Here is a 16,269-nt window from a genome sequence, read left to right as displayed (position 1 = left end):
CGCGACCACCGCCTTCGACTTTGGTCCGGAACGGTAACGGGCGCGCGGTCGGATGTATGACGTCTCGCCGGCACAGACGATGGAGACCACAACGAAACCCCATCGGTTCATCCTCCCGGGCCCGCGGCGAACTCCGGTCCAACGGCCCGCCTACGACAGGAGCACTCCACCGTGACCGCCTTCCCCTCCGGCGCCCCCACCGCGACCCGCCCCGCCGTGGCCGCGGCCCGCGCAACGGACCTCACCAAGGTCTACGGACAGGGCGAGACCCAGGTGGTCGCCCTGGACAGCGTCTCTGTCGAGTTCCGGCAGGCCGAATTCACGGCGATCATGGGCCCCTCGGGCTCCGGCAAATCCACGCTCATGCACTGCATGGCCGGTCTGGACGCCATTTCCGGCGGCTCGGCGCGCATCGGCGACGTCGAGGTGTCCTCGCTCAAGGACAAGAAGCTCACCCAACTGCGCCGTGACAAGATCGGCTTCATCTTCCAGGCCTTCAACCTGCTGCCGACGCTGACCGCGCTGGAGAACATCACGCTCCCCATGGACATCGCCGGCCGCAAGCCCAACAAGGAGTGGGTGGACATGGTCGTGGAGACCGTCGGCCTGTCCGGGCGGCTCAAGCACCGTCCGAATCAGCTCTCCGGTGGTCAACAGCAGCGTGTGGCCGTGGCCCGTGCGCTGGCCGGCAAGCCCGAGATCATGTTCGCCGACGAGCCCACCGGCAACCTCGACTCACGCTCCGGCGCCGAGGTCCTGGGCTTCCTGCGCAACTCGGTGCAGCAGCTCGGCCAGACCGTCGTCATGGTCACCCATGACCCGGTCGCGGCCACCCACGCGGGCCGGGTGATCTTCCTTGCCGACGGCCGGATCGTCGACGAGCTGTACGACCCGACCGCCGGCAGCGTCCTCGACCGCATGAAGCGCTTCGACGCCAAGGGACGCACGAGCTGACCACGGGCCGACCACGAACTGACGCGGCGCGGCGGCCTCCCGGCCCGGCGCCGCCGCGTCGCGAACCGGCCACCACGCTCCCGCCTTCTCCCCCCAGGACTCCCCCATGTTCCGTACCGCCCTGCGCAATGTGCTCGCCCACAAGGCCCGGTTGCTGATGACGGTGCTCGCCGTGCTCCTCGGCGTCGCCTTCGTCTCCGGCACCCTGGTGTTCACCGACACGATCTCGAAGGCCTACCAGAAGAGCTCCGAGAAGGGATTCGACACCGTCGACGTCGCGGTCCGCCCGCACGACAAGAACGACGACGCGACTCCCGGCGACCCACCACGGCTGAGCCAGCGCCTGCTGGACCGGGTCTCGGCCGTTCCCGGGGCCGGGACCGTCACCGGCACGGTGGCCGGCTACACCGCCGTCGCCGACAAGGACGGCGACCTCCTCGGCAACGGCTTCTCCAGCACCGGCGGCAACTACTACCCCGCGAAGAACGGCAAGGATCCGCGGTACGACCTCGGCTCCGGCCGCGCCCCGGTCACCGCCGCCGAGGTGGCACTGGATTCCAGGACCGCCGACCGCGGCGACTACCGTGTCGGCGACACCGTGCGGCTGTCCACCGACGGCCCGGTGCGCCAGAAGAAGGTCGTCGGCATCTTCACCACCGACGACGGCAATGTCGCGGCGGGCGGCACCCTCACGCTCTTCGACAACGCCACCGCGCAGAAGCTGTTCACCGGGTCCGGCCAGTACGACCAGATCGACATCCGGGCCGCTGCGGGCACCTCCCAGGCGACACTGAAGGCCGGCGTGGACAAGCTGCTGCCCGCCAGGGCGGAGGCGGTCACCGGAAAGAAGCTCGCCGACGACCAGGCCAAGGACATCAAGGCCGGCATGAGCGGCCTGCAGACCGGCCTGCTGGTGTTCGCCGGGATCGCGCTCTTCGTCAGCATCTTCATCATCGCCAACACCTTCACCATGCTGGTCGCCCAGCGCACCCGGGAACTCGCCCTGATGCGCGCGGTCGGTGCCAGCCGCCGCCAGGTGACCCGCTCGGTACTGATCGAGGCCACCGTCGTCGGTTCGGTCGCTGCCGTCACCGGTCTCCTCGCCGGCATCGGTCTCGGGGCCGCACTGCGCTCGCTGCTGGGCGTCACGGGCTCCACGGTCCCCGACGGGCCGCTGATCGTCTCCTCGACCACCGTCCTTGCCGCGCTCGTCGTCGGCGTTGTCGTCACGGTCCTCGCCGCCTGGCTGCCCGGCCGCCGCGCCGCGAAGATCCCCCCGATCGCCGCGATGAGCAGCGTGCACACCGCTCCGAGCGGCCGCGGCCTCGTCGTACGCAACACCATCGGCGCGATTCTCGCCGGCGGCGGTGTCGCACTGGTCCTCGCCGGGACGGGTATGAGCAGCGGCGACGCCAAGGCACCCATGGGCTTGGGCGCCGGCGCACTGGTGATCGGCGTGTTCGTGCTCACCCCTCTGCTGTCCCGGCCGATGATCGCCGCCTCGGCACCGGTACTGCGCGTCTTCGGTATCGCGGGCAAGCTCGCCCGCCAGAACGCGGTACGCAACCCCCGCCGCACCGCCGCCACCGCCTCCGCGCTCATGATCGGCCTCACCCTCATCACCGGCCTGACCGTGATCGCGGGAAGCGTGCAGAAGAGCATCGACGAGATGGCCGCGGGCTCATTGCGCAGTGACTACGTCGTCTCCCTGGGAGCCATCGGCGCCACCGGCCTGTCACCGGATGTGGAGAAGACGCTCAAGCGCACCGACGGCGTCACCGCCACCAGCACCCAGCGCACCTCCCCGGCCCTGGTCGACGGCGACACGACAGCGCTCACCGGCGTCGACGGCGACACCATCGGCCAGATGATCTCGGTCGACTTCAGCTCCGGCTCGCTCTCCGAGGTCACCGGGAACAACATCGTCGTCGACGACGACACCGCCCAGGACAACAACTGGCACGCGGGCTCGAAGGTCCCGGTCACCTTCGAGGACGGCGCCAGGAAGCAGTTCACCGTCGCGGGCGTCTACGAGGGCAACTCCCTGCTCGACGGAATCGTCATCGACAGCGCGGTGCTCTCCGCACACATGGCCGACGTCACCGACAACAAGGTCATGGTGAAGACCGAGGACGGCCCGAACCAGGCCACGAAGGATGCCTTGCAGAAGGCGCTCGGCGACAACCCGGCCATCAACGTGCAGGACAAGAAGGACATCTCCAACGACATCGCCAAGGCGATCACCCTTCTGCTGAACATGCTCTACGGGCTGCTCGCCATGGCCGTGATCGTCGCCGTCCTCGGCGTCATCAACACCCTGGCCATGTCGGTCTTCGAGCGTTCCCGGGAAATCGGCATGTTGCGCGCCATCGGCCTGGACCGCAAGGGAATCAAGCGCATGGTGCGCCTGGAGTCACTGGTCATCTCGCTCTTCGGCGCGGTCCTCGGCCTGTGCCTCGGTGCGTTCTTCGGCTGGGCGGCCGGCGAGCTGATCGCTCCCTCGCTTCCGACGTACGAACTGGTCATGCCCTGGGGCCGGTTGGGGCTCTTCCTCGTCCTCGCCGCCGGCGTGGGCATGCTGGCCGCGGTGTGGCCCGCCCGCCGCGCCTCCAAGCTCAACATGCTGGCGGCCATCAAGTCCGAGTAGCCTCCCGCCTCGCGCGAACACCCACGTCGGCCGGGCTGGTTCTCCAGCCCGGCCGACGCCGGTTCGCCGGGGCCAAGGCGTTGTTCCACGTCATCTCACCATGGGACGTGCTTGTGAAGGGGTCCGGCCGTGAACCCTCTTGCTGCCGCCGCCTCACGCTGTCATGCCGGCTGCAGCAGCACGGTCTCGAAGGAACGGGCTACGCGCGCCGGCATTCGCTCTGCGGGTGGTAGCGGACGAGGCCGTGCTCGCGGGCCGGAGTCGCGGCGTACTCGGACACTTCCTCGGCTTTGCCGTATGCCATGAGCAGGTACACCGTCGGCCGCGACCGGCTCGCCCAGCCGTACCCCGTGGTCATGCCGACGGCATTGGCCGGACGGACGATCCGCTCGGTCGTACGTTGCCGGAATCCTCCGTCAATTGAATTACGCCCTGGGCGCCTCCGACCGCGCGCCGGCGTGCAGCCATGTCGGCCGCCGCGTCCAGGTCGCGGACCACGTGTCCGGCGTGCTCCTTGGGTGCGACGAGCAGCCTCCCAGGCCGACGCCGGGTCCCTACCGGTACGTGCGCAGCCCGTCGAGGATGAGCGCGAGCATCTGGGGCGCCCGGTCCTCGGGGCCGGCCGCGGCGCGCCACAGTGCGCCGGTGAGCTGGAGGAAGTCGCGCGGATCGGCGTCCGCGCGGATGCTTCCGTCCTCCTTGCCGGCGTCGAGGAGTTCCGTGATCGCGGCGACGACCGGCCCGTAACTGTGCTCGCTGATCGCCTGGTGCGCTCCCGGGCCGAGGGCGTCGCCCAGGCCGTGCTTCCTGCGCATGGCCTCGACCAGTTCGACCGTCCAGTCGCGCAGCGCTTCCAGCGGCGGCATCCGCTCCAGCAGGCCCGTCACGGTGCCGGTGATGCGTGCGACCTCGTCCTGGTAGACGGCCAGGACCAGCGACTCTCGGGTCGGGAAGTTGCGGTACAGGGTGCCCGGGCCGACCCCCGCGCGCTGGGCGATCTGGTTGAGCGACGTACTGCCGTCGACCGCGAGCGCTTCGCGCGCGGCGGTGAGGATGCGTGCCCTGTTCTCACGGGCGTCCGAACGGACCACGGGACCTCGCTTTGCTAAGTGGAGAGCTCTCCACTACCGTATGTGGAGACCTCTCCGCATACTTTAAGGAGCGTCATGCGTTACATCAAGCTGGGCACGACCGGCCTCGACGTGTCCCCCATCGCGATCGGTGCGATGACCTACGGCGAACCCGACCGGGGCCACCCCGTCTGGTCGAAGCGCGAGGACGAGGCCCGCCCGCTCATCAGGCACGCGCTGGAGGCGGGGATCAACTTCTTCGACACCGCGAACATGTACTCCAACGGCTCCAGCGAGGAGATCCTCGGCCGCGCGCTCAAGGACTTCGCCGAGCGCGACGCCGTGGTGATCGCCACCAAACTGCGCCATCCGATGCGGCCCGGCCCCAACGGCCGTGGCCTGTCACGCAAGGCCGTCATGACCGAGATCGACCACTCCTTGCGCCGCCTCGGCACGGACCACATCGACCTCTACCAGATCCACCGCAACGACCGCTCGACCCCGTGGGAGGAGACACTCGAAGCGCTCCACGACGTCGTGAAGGCCGGCAAGGTCCGCTACCTGGGTGCCTCGTCCATGCACGCGTGGGAGTTCGCGAAGGCGCTGCACCTGCAGAAGCGACACGGCTGGGCGCGGTTCGTGTCGATGCAGGACCACTACAACCTGCTCGCCCGTGAGGAGGAGCGGGAGATGATCCCGCTGTGCCTGGACGAAGGCGTGGGCACGGTCGTCTGGTCGCCGCTGGCCCGCGGGCGCCTCGCCCGCCCGTGGGACGACTCCCACTCGACGGTGCGCTCCGAGACGGACGGCGCCTACGCCGACCTGCTCTACTCACCGGCCGAGGAGGCGTCCAACCGCGCCGTCATCGAAGCGGTCGGGCAGACCGCGAACGCCCGCGGTGTCAGCCGGGCACAGATCGCCCTCGCCTGGCTGCGACACCAGCCGGTGGTCACCGCGCCCCTGGTCGGCGCCGGTTCGATCCGGCAGATCGACGAGGCCGTGGCGTCCCTCGGCATCGAACTCACCGACGACGAAGTGCGGGCCCTGGAAGCCCCGTACACCCCCCGGCACGACTGGCAGGGCGTCTCCGACGAGGCCGAGATGGAAGCCATCCGCCGCCGCGTTCCCGGCATGGCCCTCGCATGAACCCCGCCGTCCGCCCCGGCCCCCTGACATGCGACTCATGAGCTGAGGAGATGAGAATGGCACAGGTACTGGTCACCGGAGGAACGGGATTCGTCGGGAGCTGGTGCGTCCTGACCCTGCTCGACGCCGGACACACCGTACGCACCACGGTCCGCGACCTGCGACGCGAGCCGGAACTGCGCTCCTGGCTCCGTGCGGCAGCCCCCCTCGACGACGACCGGCTCACGGTCGTGCGCGCCGACCTCGAACACCCCGAAGGCTGGGACGACGCCGTCGCCGACTGCGACTTCGTCCTCCACGTCGCGTCGCCGACCCTGCGGCGCGCGCCGGCGAACGACGACGAACTGGTGATCCCCGCGCGCGAAGGCGTCCTGCGGGTCCTGCGCGCCGCCCGCGACGCACGGGTACGCCGGGTCGTCCTGACGAGCGCCTTCGGCGCCATCGGCATCGGGCACCCCCGGCGTACGGCTCCGTTCACCGAGGAGGACTGGACGAACGTCGACGGCGACATCCCGCCCTACCAACGGTCCAAAACACTCGCCGAACGCGCCGCCTGGCAGTTCGTCACCGATGAGGGCGGCGGCATGGAACTGGCGGCGATCCATCCGGTGGGGGTCCTCGGACCGCTCCTCGGACCGGACGACCCGCCGTCCCTGCGCCTGGTGCGCAGGATGCTCGAAGGCCGGGTCCCCGCGTGCCCTCCCTTCGGGATGGGCTTCGTCGACGTCCGCGACGTCGCGGATCTGCATATGCGCGCGATGACCGATCCGGCGGCCGACGGCGAGCGCTTCCTCGCGGTCGCCGGTTCCAGCCTGCGCGTCGTCGACATCGCACGCATCCTGCGCGACCGCCTGGGCGAGCGCGCCGCGAAGGCCCCGACCCGGGAACTGCCCGTGTGGCTCGCACGCGCGCTGGGCGCCGTGAACCCGGAGCTGCGTCTGCTCAGGCACCAGCTCGGCCGGGATCTCGATGCCACGAGCAGCAAGGCGGAGAGGCTTCTCGGGTGGCGGGCGCGGCCCATCGAGGACACCATCGCTGAGACCGCGGAGAGCCTCCTCGCCCACGGCATCGGGGCACGGCCCGGCTCGTAACCGATCGGCACGGCAGCCCTGCGCGCGGCACTCACCGCTGAAGTGATGTCCACGTGAGGCTCTCAAGTCACCTTCGCGTCAGCGATGAGTTTCCCCGCCTGCCTCAGTCCTACCTGGTGAACACCACAAGCGGACTGTACGCACGCGCCGTCGATGCGGCTACGAATACGGAACGGATACGGATACGGATACGCACGGGGTCCTGGCGCCCCCATGTTCGCTGTGCGAGACCCGGACGGCAATGACCTCATTCTCGTCGATAGCTCCTGAACAGGCGGTTATGCGCGATGGAAAAACAGTTCACTGCGACCCTGCGGAAAAGCCCCGAGAACGGCGGTTGGACCTATGTCGTGTGGCCCGAGTCGGCCGAGTTCTTCGGCACCCGCGGCCTGGTGAAGGTGAGGGGCACGATCGACGGTCACCCGTTCCGAAGTTCGTTCATGGCTCTGGGAGACGGCACACACAAGCTGCCGGTGAAGGCGGACGTACGCAAAAAGATCGGCAAAGAGGCAGGAGACACGGTGACCGTCCGCCTGGAAGAGCGCCTGGACACCTGACATCCACAACGACGGGGCGCGCCGCCCGGACGGATCCGGGCGGCGAGGCTCCACTCCGGCGACTCGCCCCGGACACCTGTATCCGAATCCGGTTGCTGGAGCGTGGTCAGCTGCGCATCCTGCTGGGATGCGCTTCTCCGTGAACATCCCGAACTTCGGTGACTTCGCCGACCCCCGCAACGTCGCGACGGCGGCAGCGGCCGCCGAACAGGCCGGCTGGGACGGGCTCTTCGTCTGGGACCACATCCTGCACCGTCAGCACCAAGGGCGTCCCTTCGGAGATCCCTGGATGCTGCTGACCGCGGCCGCGCTGGCGACCTCCAGGATCCGGCTGGGCACCCTGTTGACGCCGGTCCCCCGCTACCGTCCGCAGCAACTGGCCCGCCAGGTGGCCACCCTTGACCACCTCAGCGGCGGCCGGGTGATCTTCGCCGCCGGCCTGGGCGGACCGGTCGAGGACGAATACCGCAGCTTCGGCGACGCCGCCGAGCCACGCGTACTCGCCGAGCGGCTGGACGAGGGACTGGATCTGCTGCGCCGCTTCTGGTCCGGCGAGGCGGTCAACCACCACGGCCGGCACTACGAGGTCCGGGATGTGACGCTGCTGCCCGCCACCGCGCAACGGCCCGGTCCGCCCGTGTGGATCGGCGGGTTCTGGCCGCGTCCCGCGCCCATGAGGCGGGCAGCGCGGTGGGACGGCGCTGTGCCGCTCTTCGAGTCGGCCCGACACGGTCATGTGCCGGACGTGGCGGAGGTACGCGAACTGGTCGGCTATGTGCGCGGGCACCGCCCGGCCGGGGCCGAGCGCCCCTTCGAGTTCGTACTCGGCGGCGCCACGCCCCCGGACGCAGCGAAGGCACGGGACGTCGTCGGGCCCCTGCACGACGCCGGTGCCACCTGGTGGGACGAGCGACAGGTCCAGACCGGCCCCGACCTGGACCGCCTCCTCCCGGTTCTGCGCCGCATCGAGGCGGGACCACCGGTGCTCTGATCAGCCATTCGAGTGCGCCGGCCGTCCAAGAACGCCGATCGCCGTTTTCGGCACCCCGCTCGCCCTGGGCGCCACGCGGAACCTGCCCTCCGGTGACCCCGGATCCGGCAACCACTGGATCATGGTCGCGGTCAGCTGCGGTGTCGGTGGCGGACAGCCCAGATCGTCAGCCCTGGTCGTCAGCGCTGGTCGTCAGCGCTGGTTGTGGACTCTGGTCGTCAGCGCTGGTCGATCGCGAGTCCGCGTGCCGCGAGTTCGCTCAGGACGGGATCCCGTCGGCCTTGCAGTATCTGTCCGTTCATCTGCAGTGACTTGTTGAGCCGTCGCAACGACTTCATCTTGAGCAGGGGGCCGAGTTCGGTGAGGGCATGGTGGCCGCCGAAGTGGAGTTCGCAGAGGTCGGGCAGATCGGCCAGCGTACTGATGTCCGTCACTTCGTCCAGGTAGCCCATGCGCAGGGACTGGAGCGAGGTGAGACCGGCCAGGGGCGACAGACTCTCCCAGTGCAGGTGGGAGAGGTAGAGGCGGGTCAGGGAGTGAAGGGCGGGGAAATCCGTAAGCTGCGGAATCCGGTCCACGCTCAGTACGCGCAGGTCGGGACACGTCTCCAGGACGTCGAGCGAGTCGAGGCCCGGGGTCCAGTGGAGTGTCAGGTCGGTGACCGGGGTGCCGGCCAGTCCGCTGATGTCCTTGAGCGCATGGCAGTCCCGCACACCGACCTTGGTGAGTGCGGTCAGGCCGTCCAGGCGGCCGAGGTCGGTGAGCAGGGGAAGACCACTGAACCCCAGTTCACGCAGAGTCGGCAGATCACCCGGGTCACCCGGACTGCCCAGGCTGTCGCAACGGCTGACGGCCAGTTCCTGCAGGGCGCTGCGGGGGCCGAGACCGGTGAGGTCCAGCAGCCCGGAACACCTGTCGAGACCCAGTCCGCGGAGACCGGGGAGGGAGGCGAACGGGGACAGGTCCCGGATCAGGCCGAGCCCGTCCAGATGAAGCCGGAACGCGCCGGTGAGTCCGGCCAGGTCGGTGACGTCCGACAGCGCGGGGCAGTTCTCGAAGGTGATCTTTTCCAGGGAGGGCAGGGATCCGACTCCCGCGACGGAGGCGAACCGCTCGCTGTCCGCGATCCGCAGCTCCGCCAAGTGCGTCAGCGCGGAGAGCCCGTGCAGGTCGAACAGGTCCGGACAGCCCTTGATCTCCAGCTTCGTCAGGCGAGGGTGGTGGCCGAAGCCGCGGAGGGACTGGAAACGGGGGCAATCCTTGATGACCAGCTCGGAGAGATTCACCGCCGCGGCGATGCCGGTCAGGTCACGAAGCTGCTTGCAGCTCTCCAGTCGCAGGGAGGCGAGTGCGGGCACGTTCGTCAGGCCGGTCAGGTCACGCACGGCCGTCCAGCCGACATCGAGGTGGGTGAGGCGGGTCAGGCCGGAAAGCTGCGCCGGGGAGGTGAAGGACCGGCAGCCGCGCAGGTTCAGGTGATCGAGCAGGGGGAACGCTGCCGAGAAATCCATCACCGAGGTGACCCGAGTGATACTCAGGTCGAGGTGACGCAATTGACCGAGGGACAGCAGCGGTTTGACGTCGGACACCGGACGGCAACGGTGCAGGCTCAGCCAGGTGAGCCGGGTGAGTCCGCTGAGCGGGGTCAGGTCCTCGACTCCCGCGCAGCCATTCAGGTCGAGGTGGCGCAGGTCGGTGAGCGCGCTCAGTTCCGTGAGGTCGGTTATGTCCTTGCAGCGGTCCACCGTCAGTGTGCGCAGCATGGTCAGGTGCCGCAGGCCCGACAGCGAGGTCACGCGCTTCAATGTCAGCTCCGTGCGGCCCTCACGGCGGAAGGCCGGCACCAGCAGTGCCTCGGCGTAGCCGTCCGGGTCTCCGGCCGTCGGCCACAGCCGCAGCAGTGTGTCCAGGGCGAGGTCCGCGACCGGCGCGAAACGGGCTGCCAGCTCCAGCGCGGCTCCGTTGTCGACGACCACCACCAACTCGCGTACCGCCTTGCGCGCCTGAGCCTGATTCGCCGTGTCGAGAAACTCGGAGAAGGCCACGACGAGTTCGTCCAGGTCTCCGCGGCCGGTGATCGAAGTCATGGCCAGAACCTTACAACTCCGTTCCTGGCGCCCCCCGAACACCGGCCACAGCTCGCCGCTCAGCCGCAGAGCCGTTCAACCGTTCAACCGTTCAGCGACGACGTCATCCGTCATGCCTCGGATCGGCATCGGCATCGGCATCGGCATCGGCATCGGCATCGGCATCGGCATCGGCAGGATCCGCAGTTCGTACGCAACCCCACACGCCGAAGCGAGTGTTCGCTTCACGGTGTGTAGACGGCCGTACTGCCGTACAACTCCCTGGTGAACGCGGAGATGTCCGCGCTGCGGTCGGCGCCGTTGAGGTTGTACGTCAGGAAGACTCCGTATCCCTCGCTCACGGTGCGGCGGGCAAGCGTGGTGACCGTGCTCTGCGAAGTCCTGCCGATCTCGACGGCTGCCGGCGACAGTTTCGACTTGGGCAGTCCGATGCCGGGGACCTGCCAGGACCCGTAGTACGGGTTCCAGGCGTAGGTGAACTTGGACGAGATGTCGACACCGCCGTAGGACAGACGGGATGCGGACGGTCCGATGTTGTAGAGGCTGATGATCTTGTCCGGCATGTTGGCTCGGAGCGCGGTCACCAGATGGACGAACGAGCTGGCATTGGGCTGTCCGGTGCCGTTGTTGCCGTACTCGGCGTATTCGTCGTCGAAGTCGATGCCGTCGAGACCGTACCTGGTCACCGTGTCGGACAGCTGCTTGGCGAACGCCGATGCCGTCTGCTGCGACGGGAAGTTGGCGAAGCCCGCCCCCTGATGGTTGCCCAGCACCGACAGGACGACCTTGATGCCCTTCTGCTGCAGCGGCCGTATCTGGGTGGCGGCGTTGTCGAGGACGCGCTGCACGTTCTCGTTGAAGTACAGTTTTGCCGTCTTCGTGCCCGTGTCGTAGTTGATGTTCGCCGCGAAGATCACGGCCACGTCGAAGACGGTGTCGCCGCCGTTGGCGAGGGTGTACTTGCCGACGTTCAGCATGCTGTTGTTGTTGACCTCCACGTACGCCACCGCCGTCGGCCCCGCCTTCGCGAGCGCCGGGGCCGCTGTGGCGTGGGTCGTGACGGTCGAGCCGAGGGCGAGGGCCGCGACGGTCGAAAGTACGACCACGGCGGCCTGCACCCTGCTCCGTACAAGCGTGAGCATCATTGATCGGTCTCCTGACGCGTGGTCGGCGCTCGTCCTGTCCGAACCTGCCGAGCAAGCTCTCCGTGCCTCGACAGCCGTGTGCGATTTCTTCCCACCTTCCACTCACGTCACACTGCAACTCGCCTATTACAGCGGTGAGATGACGAACCGGTGGGTCTGCGACGATGCATCGGATCAGAGGTCACAGCGCCCAACATCCACACGCAGGACGGGCCCTGCACTGCGATCGGCAGTACAGGGCGCCGTCAGAGCCCGGACGGCCTGCGGGACTTCATGGCCACAGTCGGGCATGGACCTGCGCTGATACGTCGTACGTCTGCGGCGCGCCGACCGCGCGGGAACCCCTACCTTCATGGACGACGACGTCCGGGCCCTGGTGGGCGGCTCCTTGCGGTGGGACATCGAGGTCATCTGCTCAGCTTGTGGGTTCGCGGTGGCTGTGTGCGACGGCGCACTGCCTGCTGACCTCCGCGATCAGTTGCTCTCCGAGCACGGAGCGGCGAGGTTGCGGGTGACTTCCCCGCAGGGAATGAGCATAGTTTTTGCAGGCGCAGGACGAACGGCTGGAGCGACCGGCCCCCGGGGGCACACCTGGTCATGGCGTCGGCGGGGTACGCGCCGAGCGAGTGGGCGGGCGACGCGCGGTCATGTTGATCCCGGCGCACCGAACTGCGTGGTGCATGCATGTTTTCGTTCGGGGTGGACAGCCGAACCGGCATGGGTGCCAACGGAATGAAAAAGGTTCACAAGCCCGTCCTCGTCTCAGGACTGGTCGCGCTGGGTGTACTCGGACTGGGTGCGTGCGGCGGTGGTGACGGAGATGCGCAGGCTGCCTCCACCAGTGCGGTGTCGGACAGTCCGGGCGCCACCACAACGACCGGAAGCAACCTGCCCACGGACTCCGCCACGGCGAGCGATACCGCCGCGGCAACCCCGAAGCAGGGCAGCACGGACAGCCCGGGCATGGGCAGTGACTGCACCACGGACCGTCTGCGCGCCGGCCTCGAAGCCACGGGCCAGGAGATGAACAGCAAGTACTTCGACCTGACCCTCACCAACATCAGCGACGGCAGCTGCGCGCTCAAGGGATATCCGGGCCTGTCGCTGACCGATCAGAACGGTGATCGCATCGGGAAGCCCGCGACCCGCACGCAGAGCGGAGCCGCGGAGAATGTGGTCCTCAAGGCGGGAGAGGCCGCGCACGCTGTGGTGCGGACCCCCGACAAGGGCGTCACGGACGGCAAGTGCTGGCCACAACCGGCTCGGATCAAGGTCTTCCCGCCGAACAACACGGCCTCCCTGTCCGCGGATCCTGCGGGGCTGCAGGTCTGCGGGAACTCGTTCACCGTCGGACCGTTCACCGCGCACGCGAACTGAACATCCCCCACACACCGAGCACTGGCGCCGTTCGCGGTCAGGCGCGCAATCGCCGACGGCGCCACGCCGCCGAGGTGGCTACGCCGTCGCCCGGAGCCGTCGCCGGTAGTGCAGGGGTGACTCCCCCACCGCTCGTTTGAACGCGGTACTGAACGCGCTCTCCGAGCTGTAGCCGAGTTCCGCGGCGAGGGCGCCGACCCGGACGTCCTGATCGCGCAACGCGCGCTGAGCCAGCAGCATCCGCCAGCGCGACAGATACGTCAGCGGCGGGGTGCCCGCAGTGGCGCGGAACCGCTCGGCGAAGCTGGTGCGTGACATCCCGGCGGCGCGGGCCAGTTCCGACAGCCCCCAGGCCTGCCCGGGCTGTTCGTGCATCAGCCGTAGCGCCGGGCGCAGCGGCTCGTCGGCCAGCAGCCGCAGCCAGCCGACCGGTGTCTCCTCCTGTTCCAGATACGCGCGCAGCATCTCCAGCAGCAGCAGTTGACCGTTCTGCCGGATGGCGAACCCCGAACCCAGCCGTCCGCCGGATGCCTCGTCGAAGAGCCGCTCGACGATGCCGCCCAGGCGGGAGGCGGCCGGCGTCGCCGCGTGCACGCGGACCAGGCCGGGCAGCGCCATGCTCAGCAGCGCAAGGCCCGCGGGACTCACCCTGACCTCGCCGCCGACGAGCACGTCGTCAGTGGCCAGGTCGGCCTCGGTCAGCGCCATCGCGTCGAAGCCCGCCCCGGGTATCAGTTCCACCGGTGCGCCGCCGCCCCGCCCCCCGCGCATGTCGACCCAGGTGCGGTGGTTGAGCAGTGCCACGTCGCCCGCGGCGAGCTCCACGGGACCCTCCGGGCCGCCCGGCCCGTCCACCGTGATCCGGGCCGATCCCGCGACCAGCACGACCAGCTTGAGCGGCCGGGACACCGCGCCCCTGGACACCCACGGTCCGCGGACCGCGAACCCGCCGGTCATCATCCCCCGCACTTCCACCACGTCGAACACGTCGGACAGCACGTCCGTGACCGCCACATCAGACATCCCCGTACTCTCGCGCAGAAAATACGGACGCACAACGATTCAGCGTCCGGAGTACGCCGCCGATGCTGGGAGACATGACCACACAGCAAGTTCCGCTGGGCACTCCGTTCACCGCCTCCTCCACCGCCGACGACGTCCTCGACGGCCTCGACCTGTCCGGCCGGGAGGTGATCGTCACCGGTGGCCACGGCCGGCTCGGGCGCGAAGCCACCCGTGCCCTGTCCGCCGCGGGCGCCACGGTGACGGTGGCCTCCCGCGACCCCGAGCGGGCCGCCGCGGCGGTGCACGGGCTCCCCGGGGTGCGTGTCGAGCGCCTCGACCTCACCGACCCGTCCTCGATCGAGGCCTTCGCCCGGCGGTGGCTCGCCTCAAGCCGGCCCCTGCACGCCCTGGTCAACAACGCCGCTGTGCTGTTCACGCCCGAGCTGGTGCGCGACGCGCGGGGTCACGAGCTGCAGTTCTCCACCTCGCACCTCGGCCACTTCCAGCTCACCAGGGCACTTGTGCCGGCCCTGCTGGCCGCGGAGGGCGCCCGAGTGGTGACGGTCACCTCGGGCGCGGCACGTATCGGCGAGATCCGCTGGGACGACCTGGACTTCGCGACCGGGTACGACCCCGGCACCGCGTACGGCCAGTCCAAGCGCGCCAACGTCCTGTTCACCGTCGAACTCGACCGCAGGTACGCCGCCCAGGGCATCCGCGCCTTCGCCGTCCACCCCGGAGTCGTCATCGGGGCGGGCCCGTTCACCCCGCAGGAGGCCGCCTCGTACCGTGCGCAGGGTCTGGTCGACGACCACGGCGAAACCGTCATCGACCCCGATGCCGGCAAGAAGACCGTCGCCCAGGGGGCCGCGACCCTCGTTTTCGCCGCCGCCAGCCCGCTCCTGGACGGTCTCGGCGGGGTCTATCTCAAGGACGGCGACATCGCCGTGCTCGACGACGAGCAGCGCCCGCTGACCGCGGACAGCATCCCCTCCGACGCCAACTCGGCGATGCTCGACCCCGACGACGCGCAGCGGCTGTGGAAGCTCAGCGAGCACCTGGTGCCCTGACGAGCTGGGGCCGATGCCGACGGGCGAAGACCTCGGCATCCGCCCGCCGGCACATCGAGCCTGGACGTCGGGCCAGCCCGCTCTGCTCGGTGAGCGGAGCGGGCGCCACACGTCCGCGTACGACGGGCCTCCCTCCGGCTGGCCGGCTGGTTCGAGACCCGCTGCGTGGGACCGTGCGCCTGACCCTGGGCGGGTGACCGCCCTCGTGACGGCCCACGGGGCGGCCGTTCAGCCAGCCTTCGACGCGGTGGTCGACCGTGGCGGGCCGGGGAGGAACGGGACCGGCATGGCATCGGCCTCGTGGACACCGCTTTGCCGGAACGGCAACAACAGTGGTGTGAGCGGAACGCGATGGGCGACGGTGGGGGCATGGCAGACAACACTCCTCGATCGCCCGCGTCCGACACCTCTATCGCCTCCGACGGATACGCCGGCGATCCGGCGGTACGGGCGGAGTGGGACAACCGGTACGCCGACCGCCAGCAGTTGTGGAGCGGCCGGCCCAACGGCGCACTTGTGGCCGAGGTGGCCTCGCTCACGCCCGGACGTGTGCTGGACGTAGGGTGCGGCGAGGGCGCGGACGCCGTCTGGCTGGCAGGCCGCGGCTGGGACGTCACCGCGCTCGAAGTCTCGGGAGTGGCGCTGGAGCGGGCAGCCGGGCACGCACGGGACGCGGGCGTCACCGTCCGCTGGGTCCATGCCGCCCTGACCGAAGCGGCGCTCCCGTCGGCCTCGTTCGACCTGGTCTCCGCGCAGTACCCGGCTCTGCTGCGCACCCCCGACGCCGCAGCCGAGCGAGCACTGCTCGCGGCCGTCGCCCCCGGCGGTGTGCTCCTGCTCGTGCACCACGCGGGGATGGACACACCGCAGGCGGACCACGGCGAGTTCGACCCGGCCGACTACGTCTGGCCCTCCATGGTCGCCGCTCTGTTCGACGACGACTGGAAGGTGGAGGTGGACGAGCAGCGGCCACGGACGGCACCTGACGGCGGCGCCGGCGCGCACCACACCGACGACGTGGTGCTACGGGCGCGTCGGCTGCGCTGAAGGCTGCGCTCCGGCCGACGCCAGACGCCCGATGCCGGACGTTCGGCATCGGGCATCGGGCGTCGGGCATCGGGCTGCGCTC

Annotated in this window: 14 protein-coding genes; 9 read left to right on the top strand and 5 right to left on the bottom strand. The window is 69.5% G+C overall.

Features of this window, described 5'->3' with window-relative positions; all coding sequences use genetic code 11:
* Positions 1 to 171: 171 nt before the first annotated feature.
* Complete coding sequence (locus C6Y14_RS41395) at positions 172 to 954, top strand: ABC transporter ATP-binding protein (RefSeq protein ID WP_199855050.1); 783 nt, start codon at positions 172 to 174, stop codon at positions 952 to 954.
* A 106-nt stretch (positions 955 to 1,060) separates the two neighbouring features.
* Complete coding sequence (locus tag C6Y14_RS41390) at positions 1,061 to 3,601, top strand: ABC transporter permease (RefSeq protein WP_107022097.1); 2,541 nt, start codon at positions 1,061 to 1,063, stop codon at positions 3,599 to 3,601.
* A gap of 199 nt (positions 3,602 to 3,800) precedes the next feature.
* On the opposite strand, the gene C6Y14_RS44740 is transcribed toward C6Y14_RS41390, so the two are convergent.
* Together C6Y14_RS44740 and C6Y14_RS41385 are read right to left on the bottom strand one after the other, a co-directional pair.
* Positions 3,801 to 3,959: a hypothetical protein gene (locus C6Y14_RS44740; RefSeq protein WP_159074409.1), complete on the bottom strand. Its 159-nt coding sequence runs from the start codon at positions 3,957 to 3,959 to the stop codon at positions 3,801 to 3,803.
* Positions 3,960 to 4,155: 196 nt separating this feature from the next.
* The gene (locus C6Y14_RS41385; RefSeq protein ID WP_107022096.1) at positions 4,156 to 4,692 is read right to left on the bottom strand and encodes a TetR/AcrR family transcriptional regulator; all 537 of its coding nucleotides are present in this window, start codon (positions 4,690 to 4,692) and stop codon (positions 4,156 to 4,158) included.
* 75 nt (positions 4,693 to 4,767) lie between these two features.
* Between C6Y14_RS41385 and C6Y14_RS41380 the strand changes: the two genes are divergently transcribed.
* From C6Y14_RS41380 to C6Y14_RS41360, 4 genes are all read left to right on the top strand, one after another.
* Positions 4,768 to 5,817 carry an aldo/keto reductase gene (locus tag C6Y14_RS41380; RefSeq protein ID WP_107022095.1) on the top strand — a complete coding sequence of 350 codons (1,050 nt, stop codon included), beginning with the start codon at positions 4,768 to 4,770 and terminating at the stop codon, positions 5,815 to 5,817.
* 56 nt (positions 5,818 to 5,873) lie between these two features.
* Positions 5,874 to 6,908, top strand: coding sequence for an NAD-dependent epimerase/dehydratase family protein (locus C6Y14_RS41375; protein WP_107022094.1), 1,035 nt, complete (start codon positions 5,874 to 5,876; stop codon positions 6,906 to 6,908).
* Between the two features lie 287 nt (positions 6,909 to 7,195).
* The gene (locus C6Y14_RS41365) at positions 7,196 to 7,465 is read left to right on the top strand and encodes a DUF1905 domain-containing protein (RefSeq protein ID WP_107022093.1); all 270 of its coding nucleotides are present in this window, start codon (positions 7,196 to 7,198) and stop codon (positions 7,463 to 7,465) included.
* A gap of 127 nt (positions 7,466 to 7,592) precedes the next feature.
* A complete protein-coding gene (locus C6Y14_RS41360; RefSeq protein WP_107022092.1) occupies positions 7,593 to 8,456 on the top strand; it encodes an LLM class flavin-dependent oxidoreductase in 864 nt (287 codons plus the stop codon).
* Between the two features lie 218 nt (positions 8,457 to 8,674).
* Here the strand turns inward: C6Y14_RS41360 and C6Y14_RS41350 are convergent, their stop codons facing one another.
* Together C6Y14_RS41350 and C6Y14_RS41345 are read right to left on the bottom strand one after the other, a co-directional pair.
* Positions 8,675 to 10,543: a leucine-rich repeat domain-containing protein gene (locus tag C6Y14_RS41350; RefSeq protein WP_107022090.1), complete on the bottom strand. Its 1,869-nt coding sequence runs from the start codon at positions 10,541 to 10,543 to the stop codon at positions 8,675 to 8,677.
* 224 nt (positions 10,544 to 10,767) lie between these two features.
* Positions 10,768 to 11,685: an endo-beta-N-acetylglucosaminidase H gene (locus tag C6Y14_RS41345; RefSeq protein ID WP_199855051.1), complete on the bottom strand. Its 918-nt coding sequence runs from the start codon at positions 11,683 to 11,685 to the stop codon at positions 10,768 to 10,770.
* A 735-nt stretch (positions 11,686 to 12,420) separates the two neighbouring features.
* Here C6Y14_RS41345 and C6Y14_RS41340 point away from each other — a divergent pair.
* Complete coding sequence (locus C6Y14_RS41340; RefSeq protein WP_107022120.1) at positions 12,421 to 13,065, top strand: DUF4232 domain-containing protein; 645 nt, start codon at positions 12,421 to 12,423, stop codon at positions 13,063 to 13,065.
* Between the two features lie 78 nt (positions 13,066 to 13,143).
* On the opposite strand, the gene C6Y14_RS41335 is transcribed toward C6Y14_RS41340, so the two are convergent.
* The gene (locus C6Y14_RS41335) at positions 13,144 to 14,088 is read right to left on the bottom strand and encodes an AraC family transcriptional regulator (protein ID WP_107022088.1); all 945 of its coding nucleotides are present in this window, start codon (positions 14,086 to 14,088) and stop codon (positions 13,144 to 13,146) included.
* Between the two features lie 74 nt (positions 14,089 to 14,162).
* Between C6Y14_RS41335 and C6Y14_RS41330 the strand changes: the two genes are divergently transcribed.
* Entirely contained in the window at positions 14,163 to 15,140 is a 978-nt protein-coding gene (locus tag C6Y14_RS41330) for an SDR family NAD(P)-dependent oxidoreductase (protein WP_107022119.1), read from the top strand.
* A gap of 369 nt (positions 15,141 to 15,509) precedes the next feature.
* Positions 15,510 to 16,187: a class I SAM-dependent methyltransferase gene (locus tag C6Y14_RS41325; RefSeq protein ID WP_107022118.1), complete on the top strand. Its 678-nt coding sequence runs from the start codon at positions 15,510 to 15,512 to the stop codon at positions 16,185 to 16,187.
* Positions 16,188 to 16,269 lie beyond the last annotated feature (82 nt).

The organism is Streptomyces dioscori (genome assembly GCF_003024195.1).
Taxonomy (GTDB): domain Bacteria; phylum Actinomycetota; class Actinomycetes; order Streptomycetales; family Streptomycetaceae; genus Streptomyces; species Streptomyces dioscori.
The sequence above is the reverse complement of the archived record's forward strand: the minus strand, read 5'-3'. Positions and strand labels throughout refer to the sequence as shown.